The following is a 22057-nucleotide window of genomic DNA, read 5'->3' on the forward strand; positions in this document are numbered from 1 at the left end:
GTGTCAACAAAAGGACGTAATAATAGGAAGAGAACGACACCTTGGGAGCAGATGCTCGAAAATTTCGAGCAACGGGTGTTTGGAGAGGCACGATTGGAGTTAGATGTACGATATTTTCGTGCAACAGGTGTTTGACGAGGTACGTTAGGAGTTAGATGTACGATATTTTCGAGTAACGGGTGTTTGGAGAGGCACGTTTGGAGTTAGATGTACGAATTTTTCGAACAACGGGTGTCTGGAGAGACACGTTAGGAGTTAGATGTACGAAACTTTCGAACAACGGGTGTAGTGAGAGGCATGTTTGGAGGCAGACGTTCGATATTTTCGAGCAACAGGTGTTTGGCGAGGCACGTTTCGAGGTAGATGTACGATATTTTCGAGTAACAGGTGTTTGGCGAGGTACGTTTGGAGACAGATATACGAAATTTTCGAGTAACAGGTGTTTGGAGAGGTACGGGAGGAGTTAGATGTACGATATTTTCGAATAACAGGTGTTTGGAGAGGTACGTTAGGAGTTAGATGTACGATATTTTCGAGTAACGGGTCTCGGGAGAGGTACGTTAGGAGGCAGATGTACGATATTTTCGAGTAACAGGTGTCGGAAGAGGCACGTTAGGAGGCAGATGTACGAAATTTTCGAGTAACAGATGTTTGGAGAGGCACGACCGGAGAGAGAGGCTCGAAATTTTCGAGCAACGGTTGTAGTGAGAGGCACGTTAGGAGGCAGATGTACGATATTTTCGAACAACGGGTCTCGGGAGAGGCACGGTTAGCTACATAATGTACAATTTGCTCCCAAGGAAGCAAACAAGCCCCCCAGCCAAGTGTCGGGGGGCTTGTTTGTGCTGCTAGAACTATACCTATTTAAGGGAGCCTTCCGTAAGTCCGCTTACGATGTGCTTGTGGAAAAATACATAAGCTAAGATCATCGGAATCGTGATTAGGGAAAGCGCAGAAAACAGCAACTTGTAGTTGGTCACATATCGGCTTGAGAATGCAAGGAGACCGACAGGTAAAGTTTTAAGATCATCATTCTGAATATAGAGCATGGCGAGCAACAATTCATTCCAAGCGTTCAGCGAGGAGAAGATAGCAACCGTAGCCAGGCCTGGCCCTAGCAAAGGAAGAATAATGCGAGTAAACAGAATGCGGTCGTTACACCCGTCAATCCGTGAGGCCTCAATCAAATCCTTAGGAATTGAGTCCAGAAAGGATTTTAACAAAAATACGGCCAAAGGCAATCCAACACCGATATACGGAAGGATAAGTCCCATATAAGAGTCTTTAAGATTTAATCGGTCGAAAATATAGCTCTGAGCGATGAAAAAGGATTGCAGGGGCATAAACAGTCCGATGACGAAAAGCATGAGCAATCCATTGCTTCCCCGGAAACGCAGCTTGCTGAAGGAGAAGGCTGCCATACTAGCAAACAGCAAAATGAAAATGACTGTTAATGATGTGACAATGACACTATTCGTAGCGTAGGTGCTAATATGGCCGATCTTCCAGGCGTCAACCCAGTTCTGAAAGTTAATATGGTCTGGAAACTTGAACGGGCTTGTGAATATATCACGATTTTCCCGGAAGGAGGACAGAACCAGCCATATCATTGGATAGAAGTAAAAACACGAGAGCACAATCATAAATCCATAATAAGAGATCCGGGACAGCCACTGAATCAAGCTATTACCGGTATTGTTATTTTCTCTGTCTTTTGCGCTTAAAGCGGCAGCCGCCATGGGTAGCACCTCTTTCTCTTTGAATCCTTACAGCATTACAGCACATTAATATTCTAACGATCCGCTGTCTTTTTTCTTCAGCTTATTGGTTAAGATACCAATAAAGGCAATGACAATGGACATGATTACCGCGAGAGCCGAACCATAGCCGATGCTCATATTGTTGAACACGACCTTAACAACATAAGTCGTTACAATTTCAGTGGAATTATAAGGGCCACCATTAGTCATGACATAGAAGAGATCGAAGGCTTGGAACCCACCTAATACGCACAACATGATAGCAACGTCTACTAGATCCCTAATCATTGGAATTTTTATTTTGAAGAAAATATCCCAGTTGGTTGCGCCGTCCAAGTATGCAGATTCATACATATCATTCGGGATTCGCTGAATTCCGGCATAGAAGATAGTCATGTAATAGCCTGCGTATACCCAGCCCGATACGAAGGTAACGGCATAGATAGCAAACTTAGGGTCTCCTAGCCATACTCGGGTCCAGCTTTCGAGTCCAACGCTGTTCAGTACGGCGTTTAACAATCCGAAATCGGAGTTGTACACGAACTTCCACAGGTAGGATACAACGATCATAGGGAGCATAACCGGTGTGAAAAAAGCGATACGGAACAATCCACTGCCTCGTCTGTTCATCGTAATTAAGCCAGCAAGTATCAGTCCGCAGAAAACTTCAAGGATAACGGTCAAAATAATGTAGATGAAAATGTGCCAGTAGGATAGCAAGTAGATTCGGTCATGGAAAGCGCGAGCGTAGTTGTCGAATCCGATGAAATTCATTTTGCCGAATCCGTTCCAATCATAGAAGCTGAACGCGAAGGTCAGGAGAATTGGAACTAGAATAGTTAGGCTGAACAACAATACGGAAGGGGCTACGAACAGGTAAGGAGAGATGCTAAATTTGTGTTTCTTGCGAATCATTGTTCCACCTCCATAGAGCATATACAGCAGGAGGCCGGCGTCGCGAAAGCGAATACGTCGGCCTCCTTAACGGTTATTTTTTCAATGGTGCTATCGTGTTGTCCAGTTCAGCAAGAGCAGCTCCAGGAGTTCTGACTCCTCCAAGAACTTGGGATATAGCCATGTTAAAGGCAGCTGCCACTTCGATGTTGTAGCCCGTATCTGGAGGAGAAACCAGCATAGTGGACTTTTTCATCATATCAATCAGGCTTAGGGAGAGGGCGTCTGTCTTTTCTGCGTCTACTCCGCCTTTGGCAATTGGGATTGCGCCTGCTTTAGCTAGTAATTCAGATGATTCAGGAGAGCTATAAAGCGCCATGAAATCTACAGCTTCTTGGAATAGCTTGGATTTCTGGTTAATTACAAAACCATTCTGAACACCAAGCACGCTTGTTTGGTCCCCTTTTCCATTCGGCATAGAAGGAAGGTTAAAGTAACCTAGCTCTAGTTCTGGAGCGCTTTCAAGAGCACTAGACACGAGCCAGCTACCAATAGGATGCATCGCAGCTTGACCATTAAAGAAGAGGACGTCGCCTTCATCATCGGAAATTGCGTTTACACTATTGTTGATGTATTGACTGTCCCACATTTGCTTGACGTAGCCGAATGCAGTGACAAAGTCAGGGGAATTAAATGGCTGTTCCAATTGAAGAGCAGCGCTGTAAGCTTCCTCACCGACAACACGTGAGATAAGGTGCGAAATCCAGTTTCCGCCCGGCCATAGTTCCTTGTTACCTGATGCAATGGGTGTGATATTAGCTGCTTTAATCTTTTCGCAAACGGCAATAAATTGTTCCCACGTTTGTGGGGGTTGAATACCTAGGTCAGTAAAGATCTTCTTGTTGTACCAAATGATATTGGATACATCGCTAGCTGTAGGAATCATATAGGTTTTACCTTCTAATTCCATCCCTTTGAAATCACCAGGCTCGAATGAGTTTTTCAATCCATCCTGTTTTAAAGCCTCTGTTAAATCCGCTGCGTATCCGCTTTCTATCCTTGTTTTAAGGCGTTCTCCAGCCCATTCGAAATAAATGTCAGGGGCATTGGCGCCCGTAAGTAAGTTTGGAAGACCAACAGATTGGTAGATGGCATCCTCTTGATAATTCAGCTCGACTTTAATATTGGGATGAGCGTCCTCATATTTACTTTTGATTTGTTCCCATACTTTAATGATGCCTTCACCAGGAGATACCATTGCAATTCGTAGAGTTGTATCCCTTTTTGAAGAAGAAGAAGATCCAGAACATCCTGCGATTGCTACTACAAGTGCGACTAGCATGAGTCCAATTATCATTTTTTTCATCGTTTATGTGCCCCTTTTGTAAGATTTATTTAGTAAAGCACCTCTAATTACAGGTTCGGACCAGACAATACGGGTTGAACTTCACCGCCTTCAGTGGGTATATTTGTAATTTAATGTATACAAACCATACAATGTTTCTGATTTGTAGTAACAATATAACTGCATTGTAATGATCGTAACAACATATTGTCAATGGATTTATTCCAGAATATTGAGGTTTTGAAGGTTTTTTTAGAAGAACTACTTATAGTGGGAAGTAGAAAAAAATCAAAAAAAGTTTGTTGTGATGAAATAAACATATTGACAATTTGTTATAATAATAAATAATAAAGTAATGAAATGTTACTACAATGTGACGAGGGGGACGGACAGGAATTACCCGTTATGTAATCGCTTTCTGATTGTGTGTGCATGTTTAAGGTAGGGATCAAGCAAGACTGTACAGAACGATGGTGGTCACAATTAAAATGGAGTTTCGAGTCGAGGGAGGAACAAAAGTGAGAAGAAAGCTAAAGAAAAGTATCATAATTGCGATGACGTCGACGATGGTGTTTACATACGGCCAGCTGTCGAGCGCGGCAACAGTAACGAAAGAAGTAATTCCAACGTGGGCTTCAGCCGAGCTAGCCTCGTGGAAGCAGCTTGGGCTCCTTAAAGGAGACCAGAACGGTTTAATTCAGCCAAACCAAGCGGTGACGAAGGCTGAGTTCCTTGCTTTCGTTAATCGAGTTTTTAATTACACTCTAACGAGTGATAAGTCATTTGGTGATGTAGCACCTACTGCATGGTACGCCAAGGATATTTCCAAAGCTGCAGCTGCGGGCATTGTGCTTGGAGATTCGAAGGGGAACGTAGCACCTTTAGAAATTTTGACTAGAGAAAAAGCTGCAATCATTCTAAGCCGTGTATTTGATGTTGCTTCATCGGCAAGCTCAGGTACTAAATTCGCAGATGACGGGAAAATTTCCTCATGGGCGGCGGAAGCTGTGTATGCCATGAAGGGTGCGGGCTACGTAGAGGGCACGGCCAACGGCTCGTTCCAGCCTCAGAAAGCATTGACCCGCGCAGAAGCAGTTAAAATGATTAACAATGTTATGGGACTTCTTATTGCAGATTCTGCTGCGCATGCAGATGTTAAAGGTGGAAATTTGGTCGTAAACACGGCTGGAGGATCTTTAACTAACGCGACAATTTCAGGCAACCTGTACATTACCCCAGGTGTTGGCGAAGGGGACTTCACGATCGAAGATTCTCAAATCGCCGGAACGGTATATGTACTGGGTGGTGGAGAGCATAGCGTTATTTTCAAAAACAGTAAGGCGAAGCATGTAAAGATTAATAAGCCGACTAGCCCACTTCGGTTTGTCATTAGCGGGAATTCCTCTGCAAATAGCATCGATGTTTTCTCTAGCGCAGAGATCGTAAATGAGACGTCAAATCCGATTGCTAGCTTAACTATCCTAGCAAGCTCGACGGATACGGTAAATGTAACGGGTGATGTTAAAGACTTGGTTGTGAATTCAGGATCGATATTAAATGTTGGAGAGTCCAACATCTCTAAGCTTACTTTCTCCAAGCTGGCTAAAGGCAGCAAAGCTAAGCTGAACAAAAAAGCAAAAGTTGCAAGCTTAGTTGCAGACGCCCCAGTGAGCATTACGGGAGAGGGTACTATCGATGAAGCTACAATTAACTCAGATGGTGTGGTATTGGATCAAGCACCAACTAAGCTGATTCTTAATGCAGCAAGCGCGAGCATTTCCGGTAAAGAAGTGAAGAAAGACCCAGGCACTATTACTGGGGGTGGAAGCGGTGGTCCAGTAGATCCGGGCACTCCAGTAGACATGAGTACTAAGCTGTATCCATATTCCGATGTTCTTTCTAAATTTAGCGATAATGGCGCACAAGGGGATGTGAAGAAATATATTCAGTTCCTTCAGGATCCTAGCTACAAGCCATCGATAGCGAATGAAATGACCTTCGTGCCAGATCTGGTGAATGCCAAAACTTTTGTTAACCAGAGCTTTACGGTTAAGCCTTCTATTTTTCCTTCTATGAGAGGGGTAAACACTTCTGTTCTTGTCGAAAATCGGACCCAATTGTGGATAGGTACTAATAAAGGAGTAACAAAGATCAATCTAGCAACCAATGAGATGACCGAATACACGACAAGTAATGAACAGCTTCTTGATGATTTTGTATTATTGTTAATTTCCGATGGCAGCACAGGTGTATATGCAATAACAGAAACAGGAGTATCTTATATCCGCAAATAAAGGAAGGAGATTTACATATGTTGAAAACAACTAAAAAGACTATGGTGGGAATATTAGCTGCCTCCTTAATGCTTACACTTCCCGTTAGTCAAGTTTTTGCATCAGTTGGAAAGCCTGCCAATGCCCAATATTCTGCTGTCCAGCTTAAAGCTACCCCGACTAAGGAAATGACCTATTATAAAGCGGGAGATAGTACAATTCCAAAAGACATTGTATGGGTAACGGAAAAGACAGATCTGACATTTCTTCCAAATGCGGTTACAGATGATGTCACTAGTGTAGTAAAGGATGCGGACGGCGTTTTCTGGATAGGAACAGAGAACGGTTTGCAACGCGTGGACTTTAAAGAGACGGATGCGAGAGATATTGTTCAGTATCTTGCGGGACCACAGTACCTCTATGGCGGAGACGATCATATTACAGGATTAGCAAGTGATGGCGAGGGCGGTATTTGGGCAAGAACAGCCACAGGTGTTACGCGTATTGCTATGCCTAAGAAGACACTGTATAAGAAGTCTACTGTTTACGAGAAATTGATCACACCAGTAAACGATCGGCTAGGGATGGTTACGGGTACTAACTTTACATTCACAGAAACTAATCCTGCTATAACATCTGTAAATTACAGCTCCCCTACAGGAGTATTTACAGGTCATCCTTCTTCAAGTGATAACGATGGCTTGTGGACTGCCATGTATGCGTTAGGCGAAATCTTTAGGTATTCAACGCTTAAAGGTGAATATGGTACAAATGCTTCCCCTGACCAGAAGGCTGAAATAACTGCAGCAAAATCTGCGGCGCTCAGAGCAACGAAAGCAGTCTTGTTGCTTGATTACGTGTCTGGACGTGGAAATGGCTATCCTGCTCGTTCTTACATGCTTACTAGTGAAGCAGGAGCGCAAACGAAAACAGGCGATGACTATGGATATCAACCAGAGGAAAATGGGTTCTGGTTCCACCACGTCGTTGGACCGGATGCAGTTAACCCTAATGGAATTATTCCAAGCCTAAGAAGGGATGAAGCTCCCATTGGCTATTCCATTGTAAGAGTAACAAGAGATTCTATGACTAAGAAGGGATCGACTCTTTTCCCATCTGGTGGTACAGATGTTATGAACTACAATGGAATCGCCCTAAGCCCAGCTGCAATAGATGGTCTTAATGAAACACGTCCTATTGGGCAAAAGCTGGGAGAAGATATTAAAACGAATATTGGTAAGGCAAATAAGCCTATTTATCAAGTTCTTCCAGTTATAACTACTAGTACGAATAATAACCTTAATTTCGAAGACAAAACAACTAGTAGTGCGAACCGTCCTCTATTCCAGCTTACAGCACCAGTTTACGAGCAAATACCGACCTTTTTCAATGACTTGCTTCCTAATATTATTGTCGACGGACATATTGATATGAATCAAATTGTATACAAAGCAGACACCTCTTCGGATGAAATAGCGGGGCATTCCGCGTTGTTCTTCGCCGCATATAAATATTTATGTGACGAGCCTGCTGATGTGGAAACGAATGAACTAAAGCGACTAATCGCTCAAGCTTCAAACCGTTTGACTAACCTAATTCTAGAGGATGACCATTACTATATTGAAGACGCAACTGGGAAGTCTACTCAATGGTCCCGCTGGTTGGCGCAATACTTCAATGACAGCGTGAGCCTTATGAAAGGAAACTCTCTCTGGAGCTTCAATGTCGGAGTGGATGAAGAAGGTGAAGATGCCTTATCCTACGGTTACGAAGACGGACCATTGAATGCTTTGGGAGTTATGGGGCTTCTCAAGACCGCGATGTACGTTACTGCTGCTGACTACCCAGAAAATCAGCAGAAATTCAGTTTAGCTTATGATTTAGCGTTTGACGGTGGATACAGTACAGAAGCTCCATTCGTAAATGGTAAGGGTTATATTGATCTAGCTAATGAGTACATTGAACGTAGATTAGTACGTCAAGCAACGAATGCTTATGGTACTAACGGTAATAAGTTAGTGACGGAGGAGGCTCCTGGATATGCGGTGCTTTCGAAAGATATTGATTGGAAAAAAAAGCTACAGATAGATACTAACATTAATGCAACCTTGCACCAGGACTGGACGCAATATATAAACTATTCAGATGAAGAGCTTGGATGGTTTCCTGTATTTCAGCTAATTATGTTGGAGAAAGATCCACAAAGACTTCAACAGATCGTATCTGCATTCGACCAATGGTACTCCAATGAAGTACGGGAGGAAAACCCATTCTATACTTTCCTCTATCAGTTAGCACATCCAACGTACACGAATGTGGATTTGAATTCTGCTGTAAGGTTCCTTTACCGCATGCCGCAATATCGCATCACGTTCAAGTCGCAATATAATCGTCAGGATGTTCTTTACATCGAGCCTGGTGATCGTGACAAACATTCTCAAACGAACTACGTTCTGACGCCAGACGAAAGACTGATTATTAAGAACAACAATAATCCGTTTAAAACGATTGAGGGTGAGTATTCCGTCAATCCGAATTTTAATTACAAGGTTCAAGATGAATTGGAAAGTGCTACAGTATTTACCCTCCCATACTGGATGGGGCGTTACTTCGGAATTATTGAAGAAGTGAAGTAAACCAACAACAAAAAAAGAGGGGTTCGCCCCTCTTTTTTTACGTTCATATTAGAAAAATCGTTCAATGGTGTAATTCGGGAAGTCGCCGCGGAACACGCCGAAGCTATATTCCAATGGAGTGTTATCGGATAAATAAGTGAAGGTTTTGATTTGTAGGCAAGGGGAGCCTTCCTTGACATTGAGCAGCTTTTTGGCTGTTTTATCAGCTAGGATTGGCTTAAGCTGTTCAACTGCACGGTGGACCTTGAGATTGTATTTGGTTTCAAGAAAGCTGAACAGAGAACCATCTGAGTAGTCATTGACTAGTCCAGGAGCCATACTCCAGGCAATGTGAGTTCTCTCATAGAGAAGGGGCTCATTGTCAGCATAGCGGACTCTTAGTAGCTGATTGATAGGAGCGCTGGGCGGAATGTTAAGAAACTCATCAAGTGGGGATTCAGCCGGAATAACCTTAGCTTCTAGTAGCTTGCTTTTAGGCTCTTTACCCTGCATGAGCACATCTTCCGTAAAGCTGCGCGTTTGGATTAGCTGCAGCTCCTTGCGTTTAACGAAGGTACCTCGTCCTTGAATACGCTCCAGAATTCCTTGGAACTCAAGCTCATTAAGAGCGAGACGTATTGTGGTACGGCTGGCATTGTATAAAATACACAATTCGGCTTCAGTTGGCAATTTTTGACCAACACTGTAAATGCCTGTTTGAATTTGCTTGAGAAGCTTCTCTTTAATGTTAAAGTACAAGGAACTAGTTTGACGCTTTGTCACTACAAATTTCCTCCACTAATCAATTTTATTTTATTATAACATAGCTATTAATGGTGTTAAAGTCAGGCTGTGTCAATCACATAATTGTCATGAATATGTTATTACAAAACGATTTTTGTATAAAAGAACTCATTCGACAAATTATGACAACCAACTTCTTACAGGTATTTGAGTGTATCTCTTAATGACAAATTTTGTTGACTAAATGTTATACCAAATACTATAATTTAATTAAAGGTTATAACAAATTAATTGTTGTTAATATCTAGATTGGATAGCGACGGAACAATACTGGTAAAAAGTAAACGCGTAAATCTTCAACTACAAGAGAGGTTGTTGTTAATGGTTCACAAAAAACAGTTAAAGGTAGCCGTCATTGGTGGAGGGTCATCGTACACGCCTGAATTGGTTGAAGGGCTTATTAAACGCCGGCATGAATTGCCTATTAAGGATCTCTATTTGGTGGACGTAGAATCCGGCCGGGAAAAGCTAGAAATCGTTGGGGCACTTGCTAAGCGAATGGTTGAGAAGGCTGGGGCAGATATTCGCATTCACCTTACGCTAGATAGAGCTGAGGCCATACGTGATGCTGACTTCGTAACCACTCAATTGAGAGTTGGTCAACTAGAGGCTCGGGGGTGGGACGAACGAATTCCGCTTAAGTACAATTGCATAGGCCAAGAGACGACAGGTGCTGGTGGCTTCGCTAAGGCACTTCGAACCATCCCAGTCATTCTCGATATTTGCAAGGAGATGGAGGAGCTTGCTCCGAATGCATTCCTACTGAACTTTACCAATCCGGCGGGCATTGTCACACAGGCTGCGCTAAAATACAGCAAAATTAAGACGATTGGCTTGTGCAATCTACCCATTGGCTTAAAGATGCAGATCGCTGAGTTCTACGAGGTTGATGTCTCCAAGGTTGATATTGAAATGATCGGCATTAACCATCTCAACTGGACAACCCGAATTATTGTCGACGGAGAGGATGTTTCTGAAGCGTTCTTGCTTAAGGCAGCCGGGGCAAAAGGCTTAACAATGAAGAACATTTCGGACCTCGAATGGGATGGACAATTCTTGCAATCTCTAGGGGCTTTACCTTGCAGCTATCACCGATATTATTACATGAAGGATGCCATGCTTGCAGAGCAGCTCGTGGACTTGCAAACAGAGGGTACACGCGCAGATGTCGTAAAGAAGGTCGAGCTAGAATTGTTCGAGCTCTATAAGGACCCTAGCTTATCTATTAAACCACCACAGCTAGAGCAAAGAGGCGGAGCTTACTATTCGGAGGTGGCGGTCAACTTAATGACCTCCATATACAATAACAAGAAGGATATCCAGACTGTTAATGTAAGAAACAATGGTATCATTCCATTTTTGCCAGACGATGCGTCAGTGGAGGTTAATTCCATCATTGATGCCGATGGAGCACATCCTATTCAGGTTACGAAACAAGTTGGTCCTGAAATAAGGGGCTTAATGCAATTGGTGAAGGCTTATGAGGAATTAACTGTAGAAGCAGCGGTTCATGGCAATCTTAAGGCTGCTTTGCAGGCATTAACTATCCACCCGTTGGTAGGCAATGCGGACACTGCACAGCTTATCCTGAATGACATCATGGAGCAAAATAAACCATTTCTCCCCCAATTCCAAAGATGAGATTCCATATCCTACCGACAGCCGCAGACATTCATGAACAGGTAGCAGACCAGTTCTGCAAGCTGTTAAGTGAACAGCCATTTTCCAAATTAGGCTTGGCAACTGGAAGCACGCCTATTGGGATTTATACATCATTAGTTAGACGATTTAGGGCAGGTGAGGTATCGTTTCGTAATGCAACCTCCTTTAACCTAGATGAATATGTGGGCATTTCCGAAGATCATCCGGAAAGCTATCATAGCTACATGGACAGCAAGCTGTTTCAACACATTGATCTTGCACCGGGGAGTAGTTACTTACCGAATGGCAATGCAACAGATCTGCAAGAGGAGTGTTCACGATACGACAATCTGCTTCGGGATGCAGGGCGTATCGATTTGCAGCTGGTTGGTATCGGTCATAATGGGCACATAGGGTTCAACGAGCCGGGAAGATCGCTACGCAGCGGAACTCACCTAGTGAAGCTGGATGAATCTACACGACAAGCAAATGCACGATTTTTCGATAGAATAGAGGATGTACCAACTCAGGCATTAACGATGGGGATGGATACCATTCTAAAAGCAAGAACGGTTCTGCTCGTTGTTACAGGCGCTGATAAGGCAGCTACTGTACATCGGGCTCTAACCGGCCCTATTGAGACGGAATGTCCCGCTTCCCTGCTTCAATTGCATCCGGATCTTCACGTCTATATGGACGTGGAGGCGGGGCTGCATTTTACCGAGTGACGGTAACATACACCCCAGCTCCTTAATCGCTCACAAATAACGCCGATTTCTACAGACGATTGTCTATGGAAATCGGCGTTTTTATTTATCTATAATACTTTGATAGGGTTACTCTTTCTGCTTAGAGGCCCCTTTGGATTGTTCCCGAAGCGTATTCCGATCCCAGAAGACACCTTCCGAATAACCTTGGATGGAGGTGTCGATGCTTGCGAGGTCGAGTCTTTTCTCGGTGAGGCAGCAGAAGGTTTCGTCGATTTCAATGCTTACGAAATGACGATTCAGTTTTTTTGCAACGGTAGATGTAGTACCTGCTCCGCCGAAAGGATCGAACACGACATCATGCTCATCAGAGCTTGCTAGAATGATCTTAGCGAGCAGCTTTTCCGGCTTCTGCGTCGGGTGGTCTGTATTTTCAGGCATCGACCAGAATGGAACCGTTAAATCCGTCCACAGATTAGAGGGGTGAGTGAGTCGGAAATTCCCGTCTGAATGCTCATCCCAATCTTTAGGCTTCCCGCTTTCGGTTCGATAGGGAGCGACAACCTTGCGCTTTACCTTAACGCGGTCTACATAAAACTTGTAGTCCTCTGATTTTGTGCAGTGCCAGATGTCCTCTGAAGCATTCTTCCAATTCGTTAATGCGCCCCGACCCTTTTCACGTTCCCAGGTAATTCGGTTAATGATGTTAAGATATTTAGAGGCAACCTCATAAATAGAATGGCTAGACCTCCAATCACCGCAGATATAGACCGTGGCGTTGGGCTTCAGTATGCGAATGATGCGGGAAAACCAAGAGTCCATCCATTGTGTATACTGTTGATTGTTCATCTGGGTAAAGGTTTTACCATTAAAGCTTTTCGTTAAATTATAGGGAGGGTCTATGAATAGTAGATCGACGAATTCATCTGGCAAGTAATCTAGCGCTTCAAAAAGATTCTGGTTAATTGTGCGATTAATGATTTCCTCGGGACTGGCTTTCGTGCTCAAAGTAATCAGCTGATCTCTATATTTTGTTATCTCGGATTCATTTAACGTGATTGTTCTGTTTCTATCTGCTCTCTTTTTCTCGTTATCCAGAACCAGCTACCCCCGCTCTAACCTATTCGATAAGATGTTATTTCTATTATAATAGGATAACTGAACTCTTTCACTTGTTATCTCGTATTATGGCGAGAATAGAGAAACTCAATAAGCGGAGATGACCACATGAAGCTGTTTATTCATCGCAAGGATTTACGAATTACGGATTTGCCAGCATTTGATTATATAAGGACGCTCGGTGATTCCAGCCTGCATATATTGATCCTTGACCCCTATTTGTTGCGTAATGGTAGGCATAATGAGCATAGTGGCGTTCAATTTCTGCGACATGCGGGTCGTCTTCGGGAAGCGTATGCCCGGGAAAATGCAACTCTGCATATCTATTATGGAGAACCTGCGATAGTCTTACGCTGGTTACTAGAGCAGCATCCTACTATAGATGAACTGATCTATCATCAGGACTTCACACCCTATGCTATTGGGCGAGATCGTCAAATAGCTCAAGTAGCTATGGACGCTGATGTTAGGGTCACAGCTTTGCCGGATCTCACACTTATCTCGCTAGCAAGCTTTCACCAGATGTCCGGACGAAGTGAAGGCTATAAGGTGTTCACACCCTTTTACCGCAAATGGTTGGATTACTTGCAGGATTTCTACCATCCTCCATTTACAACTAGCCTAAAGGAACTGTCTCCTATTGTAGGAGAGATTTCGGGGGATTCAGCGGAGTCATTTGTTGTACCGATGCATCTGCAAGAGGTGATGCTGGAGGAGAATCATCCGATTTCTCCCGAAGAGGTGTTAGAAGACTTTCTGGATGAGAAGATCGTACAATACGCAAACAACAGAGATAAGTATGCCATAGATGCTACGAGCGGGATTAGCCGTTTTTTGAATGTAGGTGCCATATCGGTAAGGACTGTCTATGAGAAGCTTATGCTACATTCAGACGCAGTCGAAAGCTGGAAACGCCAGCTAGCTTGGCGGGATTTCTATATTTATCAAGCTCATATGGACCCTCGTTTTTTCCGTTATGAGAAGGAGTTCGATCTCTCTCCACTGAATGAGCAATATTTTCGCGCATGGTCGGAGGGGAAGACTGGTATTCCTATTATCGATGCAGCGATGCGGGAGCTCAATGAGACAGGGTGCATGCCCAACCGACTGCGCATGGTAACAGCGATGTTTCTCACGAAAAATTTACTCTGTCCCTTTACCTACGGGGAACGGTACTTCCGTCTTAAGCTGATGGATTATGATAATGTGCTAAACCGCGGGGGATGGTTGTGGTGCTCATCGCTGGGGTTTGATGCTGCGCCTTATTTTCGAATTATGAACCCAGTCACACAATCGCAGACTCATGATCCTAGCGGTGCTTATCTTAGACGTTGGCTTCCGGAGCTTGCTCATTTAAGTGATAAACAAATTCATCTGCCCCAGCCGAATGCCATCGTGGATTTGAAGATTTCACGCGCAAGGGCTATTGAAGTCTACAAAAATATTGTTTGATAGGGCGTGTCTAGTTTAGCTCATTTACTGTATAATTTTTCTATTAGTGTTAAGAGGGAGAGTACAGTTAATAGATGCTGACCATAGGCGATAAAATGCTGCGTTTGATCTGGGGAAATACGGATGAAGATAAGAAAGAGAACACCCGGGTTATAGGGCTGTTCTTTTATTTGTTTTGCGTTGTTTCGGCCTCAACGCTAGGCAGAACAGCAGCGGATACATTGTTCCTGTCACGCTTCAATGCATCACAGCTGTCTTTGATGTATTTGCCACAGGCAGCATCGTTGATTATAGCCGGAATTCTCTTTCAGCGATATGGTAGCCGAGTTCGTCTGGACCGACTTATTTTCTTTCTTATCCCTGCTGTCTCTATACTCGTAGTGTTGTCCCGAATCGGTGTTGGACTAGACCTCGTTTGGGTTTATCCTACTATATATGTCGGTTACGACGTCATTAACTTTCTCATGATCGTCTGCTTCTGGCAGTTCGCATCCTCTGTCCTTGATCAACGGAAGGCTAAGAAAACCATTCCTCTAGTCGGAAGTGGGGGGATAGTTGGAGGGATCATAAGCGGTTTTGGGTTAAAGCTGATAGCGCCGCTGGTGGGCACCGCAAATCTGATCTATATTTACGCTGGACTCCAGCTACTCGCCTTAGTAGCGGTATTCTTCGTAAGACGGCTGAGTATGGGAGCAACAGAAGCCTTTGACAGCCCGCAACCTACCAAGACTAAATCGGATAAACGAACGAAGGAATCGAATGCCGGTCTATTCAAGAATGTCCCTCATTTGAAATATGTGGCTATTATGTCTGCTGCGCTCGTTATTTCTTTAACGCTTATTGATTACCAATTCAAAGTCATCTTAAGGGGCACTCTGCAAAATGATGCTTTGGCGGGGTTCATGGGTAGCTTCTATGGGTTTTCTGGCTTGTGTGCGTTGCTCGTACAGCTGTTCGTAGCGGGTAAGCTAGTAAGCCGTTTCGGAGTTATGACTTCGATTCTGGTATTCCCTGTTGCCTTATTCGCAGGAAGTATAGGCATTCTGTTCATCCCTGTTCTAGCAATGGCTATTCTAGTCAAGGGTAGTGATAAGGTTGTAGGTGACACGATTTATTCTTCGGTTAACCAGCTCATCATGTTTCCAATCTCTCCGAAATGGCGAAATCGAGCCAAGGGATTTCTTGATGGCGTTATTCGTAATGGAGCCAAGGGTGTTGCCGCGGTCAGCTTAATTATTCTATCGCCACTACTAAGCGCGCGGGAACTTAGCTTTATCATCGTCCCGTTGTTAGGTGTGGGGATTTATGCGGCTATTCGGGTTAAGAAGGCTTACTTGCAGATGCTTCTGTCTACATTAGAAAAGCGTGGTGACGAGCTTCAAGAAGGCGAGCTAGATCTGATGGATCCGGCCAGTCGTCAATTGTTAGTTGGAGCGCTCGGAAGTGCGGATCGCCAGCAAGCATTGTATGCGTTGCGGGTTTTAGGCAATTTGAATGAATTTGATCTAACTCCATACATTCCTGATTTGCTTCGTCATTCTTCTCCGGAGGTGAGTGTGGAAGCCTTGATCTATGTGGAGCGGACAAAGCCCACTGGCATGGAGAAAGAGCTTGTAAAAATATTAAGTGAGACTGCTACTAGTGATAAAAGAGTACAATCGCAGGCACTTATTGCGCTCGCGGCCTATGCTGAGGAGGAGTATCTGGAGATCATATCCCAGAGGCTGGAAGCAGATGAGGTTGAAATAAAGGCCGGGGCTATCGCGGGACTTATTAAATATTACGGAATTGAAGGGATGTTTCAGGCTGTTGGAACACTTAAAGCCTTAATTGAAAGTGCTAAAGAAGAAGAGAGAACAGCAATGGCTTCGCTCTTCGGTCGAATTGGCATTAGAGAGTTCTACAAGCCGCTCCTTTCTCTGCTGCAGGATCCATCGCCGGATGTTCGTAGATGTGCCTTAAGCTCTGCGGCAATATTACGCGTGCCTGAGCTTGTTCCCTATTTAGTACCTTTGCTCCAGGAAAGTAAAACTCGCTCGGATGCAATCGATACCTTGGCTTCATATGAAGATAAAGTCATTTTACCCCTGCTTGAGCCTTATCTTGATGGGGAAGTGGCTGCTTTGCACGTGCCTAAGGTATTTGAAAGAATAGGGACCAAGGTAGCCTTCCAGCATCTGATTCGGAAATATGCGGCGGTACGTTATGATATGCGGGGGAAGCTGCTTGAAGCAATGGTCGGGATACGAAGTAAAGATATTCAGGTAGATCATAAAGAAATTGAACGATTAGCTCTTATGGAGCTTAGAGACTATGGCCGTTTTGCTGCGCATAATAATTGGAATCCTGAGACTATCGATGATAATGAGGTGTGGAATGCTGTAGAGCAGCTACGCTCAGCGACATTCCGTAGGGTTTTTCAGCTGTTGGGTCTAGCTTATGATGTAAACACGATAGATGCGGTTTACCTTGGATGGAGCGAAGGAGACGCTAGAAGACAGGCCAATGCTACAGAGATCATGGACCAGATGCTTCAAGGTGAACTGCGTACAGAGCTGACCAAGTGGATGATGGCACCGCGGACGGCTACCTCGGAGAAAGGTGTCTCTTCAAAAGCGAGAAGCTGGAACTGGCTGTATGATCACGGGGACGAAGGAATACGTAGAGCTATTCATTTTGCGATGCTGGAAGAGGGGGGCGGCCTTCTGGTTGAGGAATTCAAGGATGGCGCTTTGCTGGCTAATAGGTCGGAAAATGAAGCTTTACGAGAGAGTATGTGGGCGATTCGGGCGCTTAGAAATGCATCCTTGTTCGAGGGATTCACGAGTAGAGATCTAATGTCTATCGTTCAGTATACAAAGTTAATTCAAGTTCCGATGGGGGAGCTCGTATTTCAGGAAAAAGACCCGGGAGATTCGCTGTACTTGATCAGAGAAGGTCGGGCAGGCGTGTATCGGGATGGGGATTTAGTGGATGAACAATTGGCGGGAGATAGCTTTGGTCAGACTTCAGTGCTGACAAGAAGACTGCGTACAGCTACTATTCGCGCGGAAACGGATTTAAGCTTGCTGCGTTTAGACTCCTCGGATTTCTATGAAGCAATGTTTGACAGGACAGAGCTGGCGTTGGAAATGATGAAAAGGCTGTCCCGTAAGCTCCGTTCAGCAATGGCTGATCAGAAGCAAACGGCTCAGGTGGAGACGGGTACTTCCGTGGAGCATGTAGCTCAAGGTGCTGCTACTGTGGAAGGTTCGGTCATCAATAATGAGTCGCAGAGTCAGGTGATATTGCGTAGAGTACTTGTGCTGCAGAAGATTGAGCTGTTCGCACATTTGTTTCCGGAAGACTTCATTCGTCTAGCGCACCGAGTGGAGGAGGTTGTCTATGAGCCGGGTGAAGTCATCTGCCGCTTGGATGAATATGGCGATACAATGTTCGGTATTATTGAAGGTGGCATTCGTGTTCACCGAGGTTCGGAAACTTTGGCTAATCTCGGAGTTGGGCAATGCTTCGGGGAGATGGCCATTATCGATAGCGGTCCTCGCTCAGCAGATTGCACGGCTGTAGAGCATACCGTCCTGCTGAGGCTGCATCGGCATCAGGTATTCTCCTTCTGCTTCCAGCAGATCGATGTGCTGAAAAGCATGGTCAAGGTGCTAGCCGACCGCTTGCGGGAGACTGCTTAGGTGGGGATTACCTCGCTCTGGCACCGACTAACTCGCGCGTTAAGCGGAGGCACGGACTAATTCGAGCGTGGCAGGGTGCAGATGTGCGTAGCTGAGCGGAGATGCCGACTAACTCGAGCTTGGTATGGTGCAAAGGTGGAGAGTTAAGCGGAGTGGCCGACTAATTCGAGCTTGGTATGATGCAGATGTGGGTAGCTAAGAGGAGAAGCCGACTAATTCGATCGTGGCAGGGTGCAGATGTGGAGAGTTAAGCGGAGATGCCGACTAATTCGACGTGACAGGGTGCAGATGTGGGTATCTAAGCGGAGTGACCGACTAATTCGCGTGTGGCAGTGTGCAGAGGGGAATTTTGAAATGAAGAAAGAGCCCGAGTGTCCTGGGCTCTTTCATTGTCTGTATCTTAGATTTAATCGTCATCATCACTGCGCTCAGGATGGTAGTTATAATCACTGTCTTTATTATTACTTTCTCCCCATGACCGCCCTGCATCGCTATCATATTGTTCAACCGTGTTTCGATCTAAATTCCACATCCGTGCGTTATCCGCTTGTATAGCTGCATTATCACGATCATTTTGCTTTCTCTTAGCGAGATCGTCACCATCATCATAAGAATTGTGACGATTTCTTTCGTCGTCACGCCCGCCGTAATAGTCGCCAGAGTATCCTTTAGAAGAGGAAACTTTGACACTGGCGAACATAAAGACGAGAAATGTAAAGATAAACAAAAATGGATATACATAAATCAATTTATCGTGTAAATAAAAGAAGGGTGCTTGCGAGAGTGCATAGGCGAATCTCGCTTTCAAGAAAGCGCCATCCAAAACAGATGTGAAAGATGCTTGTAAAATGGCATAAATGAAATAACAAAGCATATACAAGCTTAGCAGTCTTGTTGTACGTCTGAAGTACCAGCCGTATAACAAACAAGGCACAATAACAATGCTCATAATTTTTAATGGTTGGTGGATACTGGAGAGATTAAACATCAAGTATCCAAACATCCCGTACGAAATAGCAGCATATAAACGGCTCCATATATCGTATTTTTTCTTTTTGGCCAAATACAGCATGCATGTAAAAACTAACAAAAACACAACCGGATACCAGAATTGCGTCGGTGTATAGGACCACCATCCATAATACTCCTCATTCATCACGACATTAATAACCCCAATAAGGAGTGGGTGGAATAATTTCATATACAAAAAAGACAAAGCTAGGAATATAAAGAAGACATCTAATTTTCTTGCGTGCTTATACATGTATATTCATCCTTTTATAAAATATAAAATCCGAATGCTACTTCTATGTACTCTGATAAACCACCTCCTACTGAAAATAGTCGTAGCTCAAATAATACCATTTGAACTACCTCTTTAGCACTATGTTTTTTGAGAGGTGGATTGATTTTTGCTCCGTCCTGCTCTGCTCAAGATGCCGCTCTGTGGGAATCAGAATGATTATCTATTGCCAATTTTCAGGGGATTTGATATCTTAAATGTAATAACTAACGAAAATACGCGTGAAGCACACGCCACTAACTCCTTTTTGGAGCTGGTGGCGTTTTTATTTTCCTCGAAGGAGTGGTTGAGATGTTTGAGAAGAAGTATGCAGACTTTTGGAAGGAGCAAGTCCGGGGAGTTAGTGGTCAACGACTGGAGATGCTCCAAAGGGATTTAACGGGTACAAAAAAGCTGTTGGAGGGGGTGCTTTTGCCGGTTTTCGGTTCTTTTGAAGAGTTGTCTCTTGAGTATGAGTTGGTCAGTCTCTCAGGCACAAAAATATACGGAGATGTATGTCACCCTCAGCTTAGATTAGTGTTCGAGGAAGACCATTACGTCACCCATGCTGAGAAGATCACAAGAGACCGCTTCTCATTTGAGAGGGCACGAGCGCGCTCAGTGGCCGTACTTGGGTACACTTATTTTCCGTATAGTCGGGACGAGTTAGAGAAAAAGCCGGAATTTTGTCAAAGGAACCTGTACGAATTGATAGGGAGAATTGGAGGTGTTGAAAAATCAGGATTGTACCATTTACCTGTTTATGAGCGGGAGCTGATGAGATTCGCTATTTTACGTAATAAACCGTTTCAATTACCGGTAGCGTGTGAATGGCTTCAACTTAAGAGGGAGGCTTGCAGAAAAATAATAAAGAATTTGGAACTCAAAGATATGTTATACCCATTAGGCGGGGGGAGTGTTAGGTGTCACGAGTTTATGATAACAGAAAAGGGGGCGTCTTTGCTGTATCAGCGTACGTAGTCATGGGCTATTAAAGGAGAGACAATATTGTAGGAAAGACTGAGAAGAAATGAGTGGTTCCGCGTACTAATTCGTGCGTGGAGGGGAGCAGAGGTAGATAGTTAAGAGGAGCCGCCGACTAATTCGAGCGTGGCAGAGTGCGAAGGTGGAGAGTTAAGAGGAGCCGCCGACTAATTCGTGGGTGGCAAGGTGCGAAGGATGAAAGTTAAGAGGAGCCGCCGACTAATTCGAGCGTGGCAAGGTGCGGAGGTGGAGAGTTAAGAGGAGATGCCGACTAATTCGAGCGTGGCAAGGTGCGAAGGTGGAGAGCTAAGAGGAGCCGCCGACTAACTCGAGCGTGACAAGGTGCGGAGGTAGATAGTTAAGAGGAGCCGCCGACTAACTCGAGCGTGACAAGGTGCGAAGGTGGAGAGTTAAGAGGAGATGCTGACTAACTCGAGCGTTGCAAGGTTCGGAGGTGGAGAGTTAAGAGGAGATGCCGACTAATTCGAGCGTGACAAGGTGCGAAGGTGCAGAGTTAAGAGGAGCCGCCGACTAATTCGAGCGTGACAAGGTGCGAAGGATGAAAGTTAAGAGGAGATGCCGACTAATTCGAGCGTGGCAAGGTGCGGAGGTGGAGAGTTAAGAGGAGATGCCGACTAATTCGAGCGCTGTGGGGATCAGAGCTGCGCGAGCCTACATAAAAAAAGCCTTCAAAACCACAAAAACAGTGGTGTTGAAGGCTTTTGTACTAGATAAAGGGGAACTATTGGTTAAATGCTGTTACTTAATGATTTCCGGTTCTGGAGCATCGACACCGCGAGTGTCCACGGTAACCTTTTGCATAATTGGTGGTGTTGTTGGACGGTCGTTGGCGCCAGTAGGAAGAGCAACGATTTCGTTAACGACATCCATGCCTTCGATTACTTTACCGAACGCAGCATATGCTCCATCCAAATGAGGAGAATTTGCTACCATCAAGAAAAACTGGGAGCCAGCACTGTTTGGATCTTGCGCACGGGCCATGGATAATACGCCAGCCGTATGCTTAAGCTTGTTCTCAAAGCCATTCTGAGTAAACTCACCAGCGATAGAGTAGCCTGGGCCGCCCATGCCTGTTCCATCAGGATCGCCACCTTGAATCATGAAGCCAGGAATAACACGGTGGAAAATCGTGCCGTCGTAGAAGCCTTTTTTCACAAGGGAGATGAAATTGTTTACGCTATTTGGTGCAACTTTAGGGTAAAGCTCAACTTTAATTGTCTTACCGCTATCCATTTCAATAGTGACGATAGGGTTATCGCCAGATGTGTCTACTTCGCTCATTGGTGTAGCCTCCTGTGTGGGTGCAGCGCCGTTACCATTGGTAGCCGTTGCATCTGTTGAGTTATTTTTTCTTTCCTTATCTCCGCACCCTGTTAAGATGAGCAGAAGTGCAAAGATCGTAAGCAGCGAAACAACCAAGCGGTTTTTTGCAATCATGGATCAGGTCCCCTTGTCTCTTTTTCATTCTGTATCA

The 22057-nt window shown here is 44.6% G+C and carries 15 protein-coding genes; 8 read left to right on the forward strand and 7 right to left on the reverse strand.

Annotation, left to right across the window (positions count from 1 at the left end):
• Positions 1-135, forward strand: a complete 135-nt coding sequence (locus tag KCTCHS21_RS31905) for a hypothetical protein (RefSeq protein ID WP_269472742.1) — start codon at positions 1-3, stop codon at positions 133-135.
• Between the two features lie 725 nt (positions 136-860).
• Here the strand turns inward: KCTCHS21_RS31905 and KCTCHS21_RS03895 are convergent.
• From KCTCHS21_RS03895 to KCTCHS21_RS03905, 3 genes are all read right to left on the reverse strand, one after another.
• Positions 861-1739: a carbohydrate ABC transporter permease gene (locus KCTCHS21_RS03895; RefSeq protein ID WP_130605220.1), complete on the reverse strand. Its 879-nt coding sequence runs from the start codon at positions 1737-1739 to the stop codon at positions 861-863.
• A gap of 45 nt (positions 1740-1784) precedes the next feature.
• Positions 1785-2675: a carbohydrate ABC transporter permease gene (locus KCTCHS21_RS03900; protein WP_130605221.1), complete on the reverse strand. Its 891-nt coding sequence runs from the start codon at positions 2673-2675 to the stop codon at positions 1785-1787.
• A gap of 73 nt (positions 2676-2748) precedes the next feature.
• Positions 2749-4020, reverse strand: coding sequence for an ABC transporter substrate-binding protein (locus tag KCTCHS21_RS03905; RefSeq protein WP_130605222.1), 1272 nt, complete (start codon positions 4018-4020; stop codon positions 2749-2751).
• A 497-nt stretch (positions 4021-4517) separates the two neighbouring features.
• Between KCTCHS21_RS03905 and KCTCHS21_RS03910 the strand changes: the two genes are divergently transcribed.
• Both KCTCHS21_RS03910 and KCTCHS21_RS03915 read left to right on the forward strand, forming a co-directional pair.
• Positions 4518-6293 (forward strand): S-layer homology domain-containing protein, encoded by a 1776-nt coding sequence (locus KCTCHS21_RS03910; RefSeq protein ID WP_162309262.1) that lies wholly within the window; start codon positions 4518-4520, stop codon positions 6291-6293.
• Positions 6294-6310: 17 nt separating this feature from the next.
• Entirely contained in the window at positions 6311-8908 is a 2598-nt protein-coding gene (locus tag KCTCHS21_RS03915; RefSeq protein WP_130605224.1) for a hypothetical protein, read from the forward strand.
• A 48-nt stretch (positions 8909-8956) separates the two neighbouring features.
• Here the strand turns inward: KCTCHS21_RS03915 and KCTCHS21_RS03920 are convergent, their stop codons facing one another.
• Positions 8957-9670, reverse strand: coding sequence for a GntR family transcriptional regulator (locus KCTCHS21_RS03920; protein WP_130605225.1), 714 nt, complete (start codon positions 9668-9670; stop codon positions 8957-8959).
• 342 nt (positions 9671-10012) lie between these two features.
• On the opposite strand from KCTCHS21_RS03920, the gene KCTCHS21_RS03925 reads away from it, so the two are divergent.
• Positions 10013-11332 (forward strand): 6-phospho-beta-glucosidase, encoded by a 1320-nt coding sequence (locus tag KCTCHS21_RS03925; RefSeq protein ID WP_130605226.1) that lies wholly within the window; start codon positions 10013-10015, stop codon positions 11330-11332.
• On the forward strand, positions 11329-12060 hold the full coding sequence (gene nagB / locus KCTCHS21_RS03930; protein WP_130605227.1) for a glucosamine-6-phosphate deaminase: 732 nt from the start codon (positions 11329-11331) through the stop codon (positions 12058-12060). Before KCTCHS21_RS03925 ends, nagB begins: the two co-directional genes overlap by 4 nt.
• Positions 12061-12168: 108 nt before the next feature.
• Here the strand turns inward: nagB and KCTCHS21_RS03935 are convergent, their stop codons facing one another.
• The gene (locus KCTCHS21_RS03935; RefSeq protein WP_197726502.1) at positions 12169-13047 is read right to left on the reverse strand and encodes a DNA-methyltransferase; all 879 of its coding nucleotides are present in this window, start codon (positions 13045-13047) and stop codon (positions 12169-12171) included.
• Positions 13048-13266: 219 nt separating this feature from the next.
• Here KCTCHS21_RS03935 and KCTCHS21_RS03940 point away from each other — a divergent pair, with 219 nt between their 5' ends.
• Together KCTCHS21_RS03940 and KCTCHS21_RS03945 are read left to right on the forward strand one after the other, a co-directional pair.
• Positions 13267-14610 carry a cryptochrome/photolyase family protein gene (locus KCTCHS21_RS03940; RefSeq protein WP_130605229.1) on the forward strand — a complete coding sequence of 448 codons (1344 nt, stop codon included), beginning with the start codon at positions 13267-13269 and terminating at the stop codon, positions 14608-14610.
• A 74-nt stretch (positions 14611-14684) separates the two neighbouring features.
• A complete protein-coding gene (locus tag KCTCHS21_RS03945; RefSeq protein ID WP_130605230.1) occupies positions 14685-18296 on the forward strand; it encodes an Npt1/Npt2 family nucleotide transporter in 3612 nt (1203 codons plus the stop codon).
• Positions 18297-18702: 406 nt separating this feature from the next.
• Here the strand turns inward: KCTCHS21_RS03945 and KCTCHS21_RS03950 are convergent, their stop codons facing one another.
• On the reverse strand, positions 18703-19497 hold the full coding sequence (locus KCTCHS21_RS03950; RefSeq protein WP_162309263.1) for a hypothetical protein: 795 nt from the start codon (positions 19495-19497) through the stop codon (positions 18703-18705).
• Positions 19498-19890: 393 nt separating this feature from the next.
• Here KCTCHS21_RS03950 and KCTCHS21_RS03955 point away from each other — a divergent pair, with 393 nt between their 5' ends.
• The gene (locus KCTCHS21_RS03955; protein WP_130605232.1) at positions 19891-20559 is read left to right on the forward strand and encodes a hypothetical protein; all 669 of its coding nucleotides are present in this window, start codon (positions 19891-19893) and stop codon (positions 20557-20559) included.
• A gap of 762 nt (positions 20560-21321) precedes the next feature.
• On the opposite strand, the gene KCTCHS21_RS03960 is transcribed toward KCTCHS21_RS03955, so the two are convergent.
• On the reverse strand, positions 21322-22020 hold the full coding sequence (locus KCTCHS21_RS03960; RefSeq protein WP_130605233.1) for a peptidylprolyl isomerase: 699 nt from the start codon (positions 22018-22020) through the stop codon (positions 21322-21324).
• Positions 22021-22057: the final 37 nt, after the last annotated feature.

Source organism: Cohnella abietis (genome assembly GCF_004295585.1).
Lineage (GTDB): Bacteria > Bacillota > Bacilli > Paenibacillales > Paenibacillaceae > Cohnella > Cohnella abietis.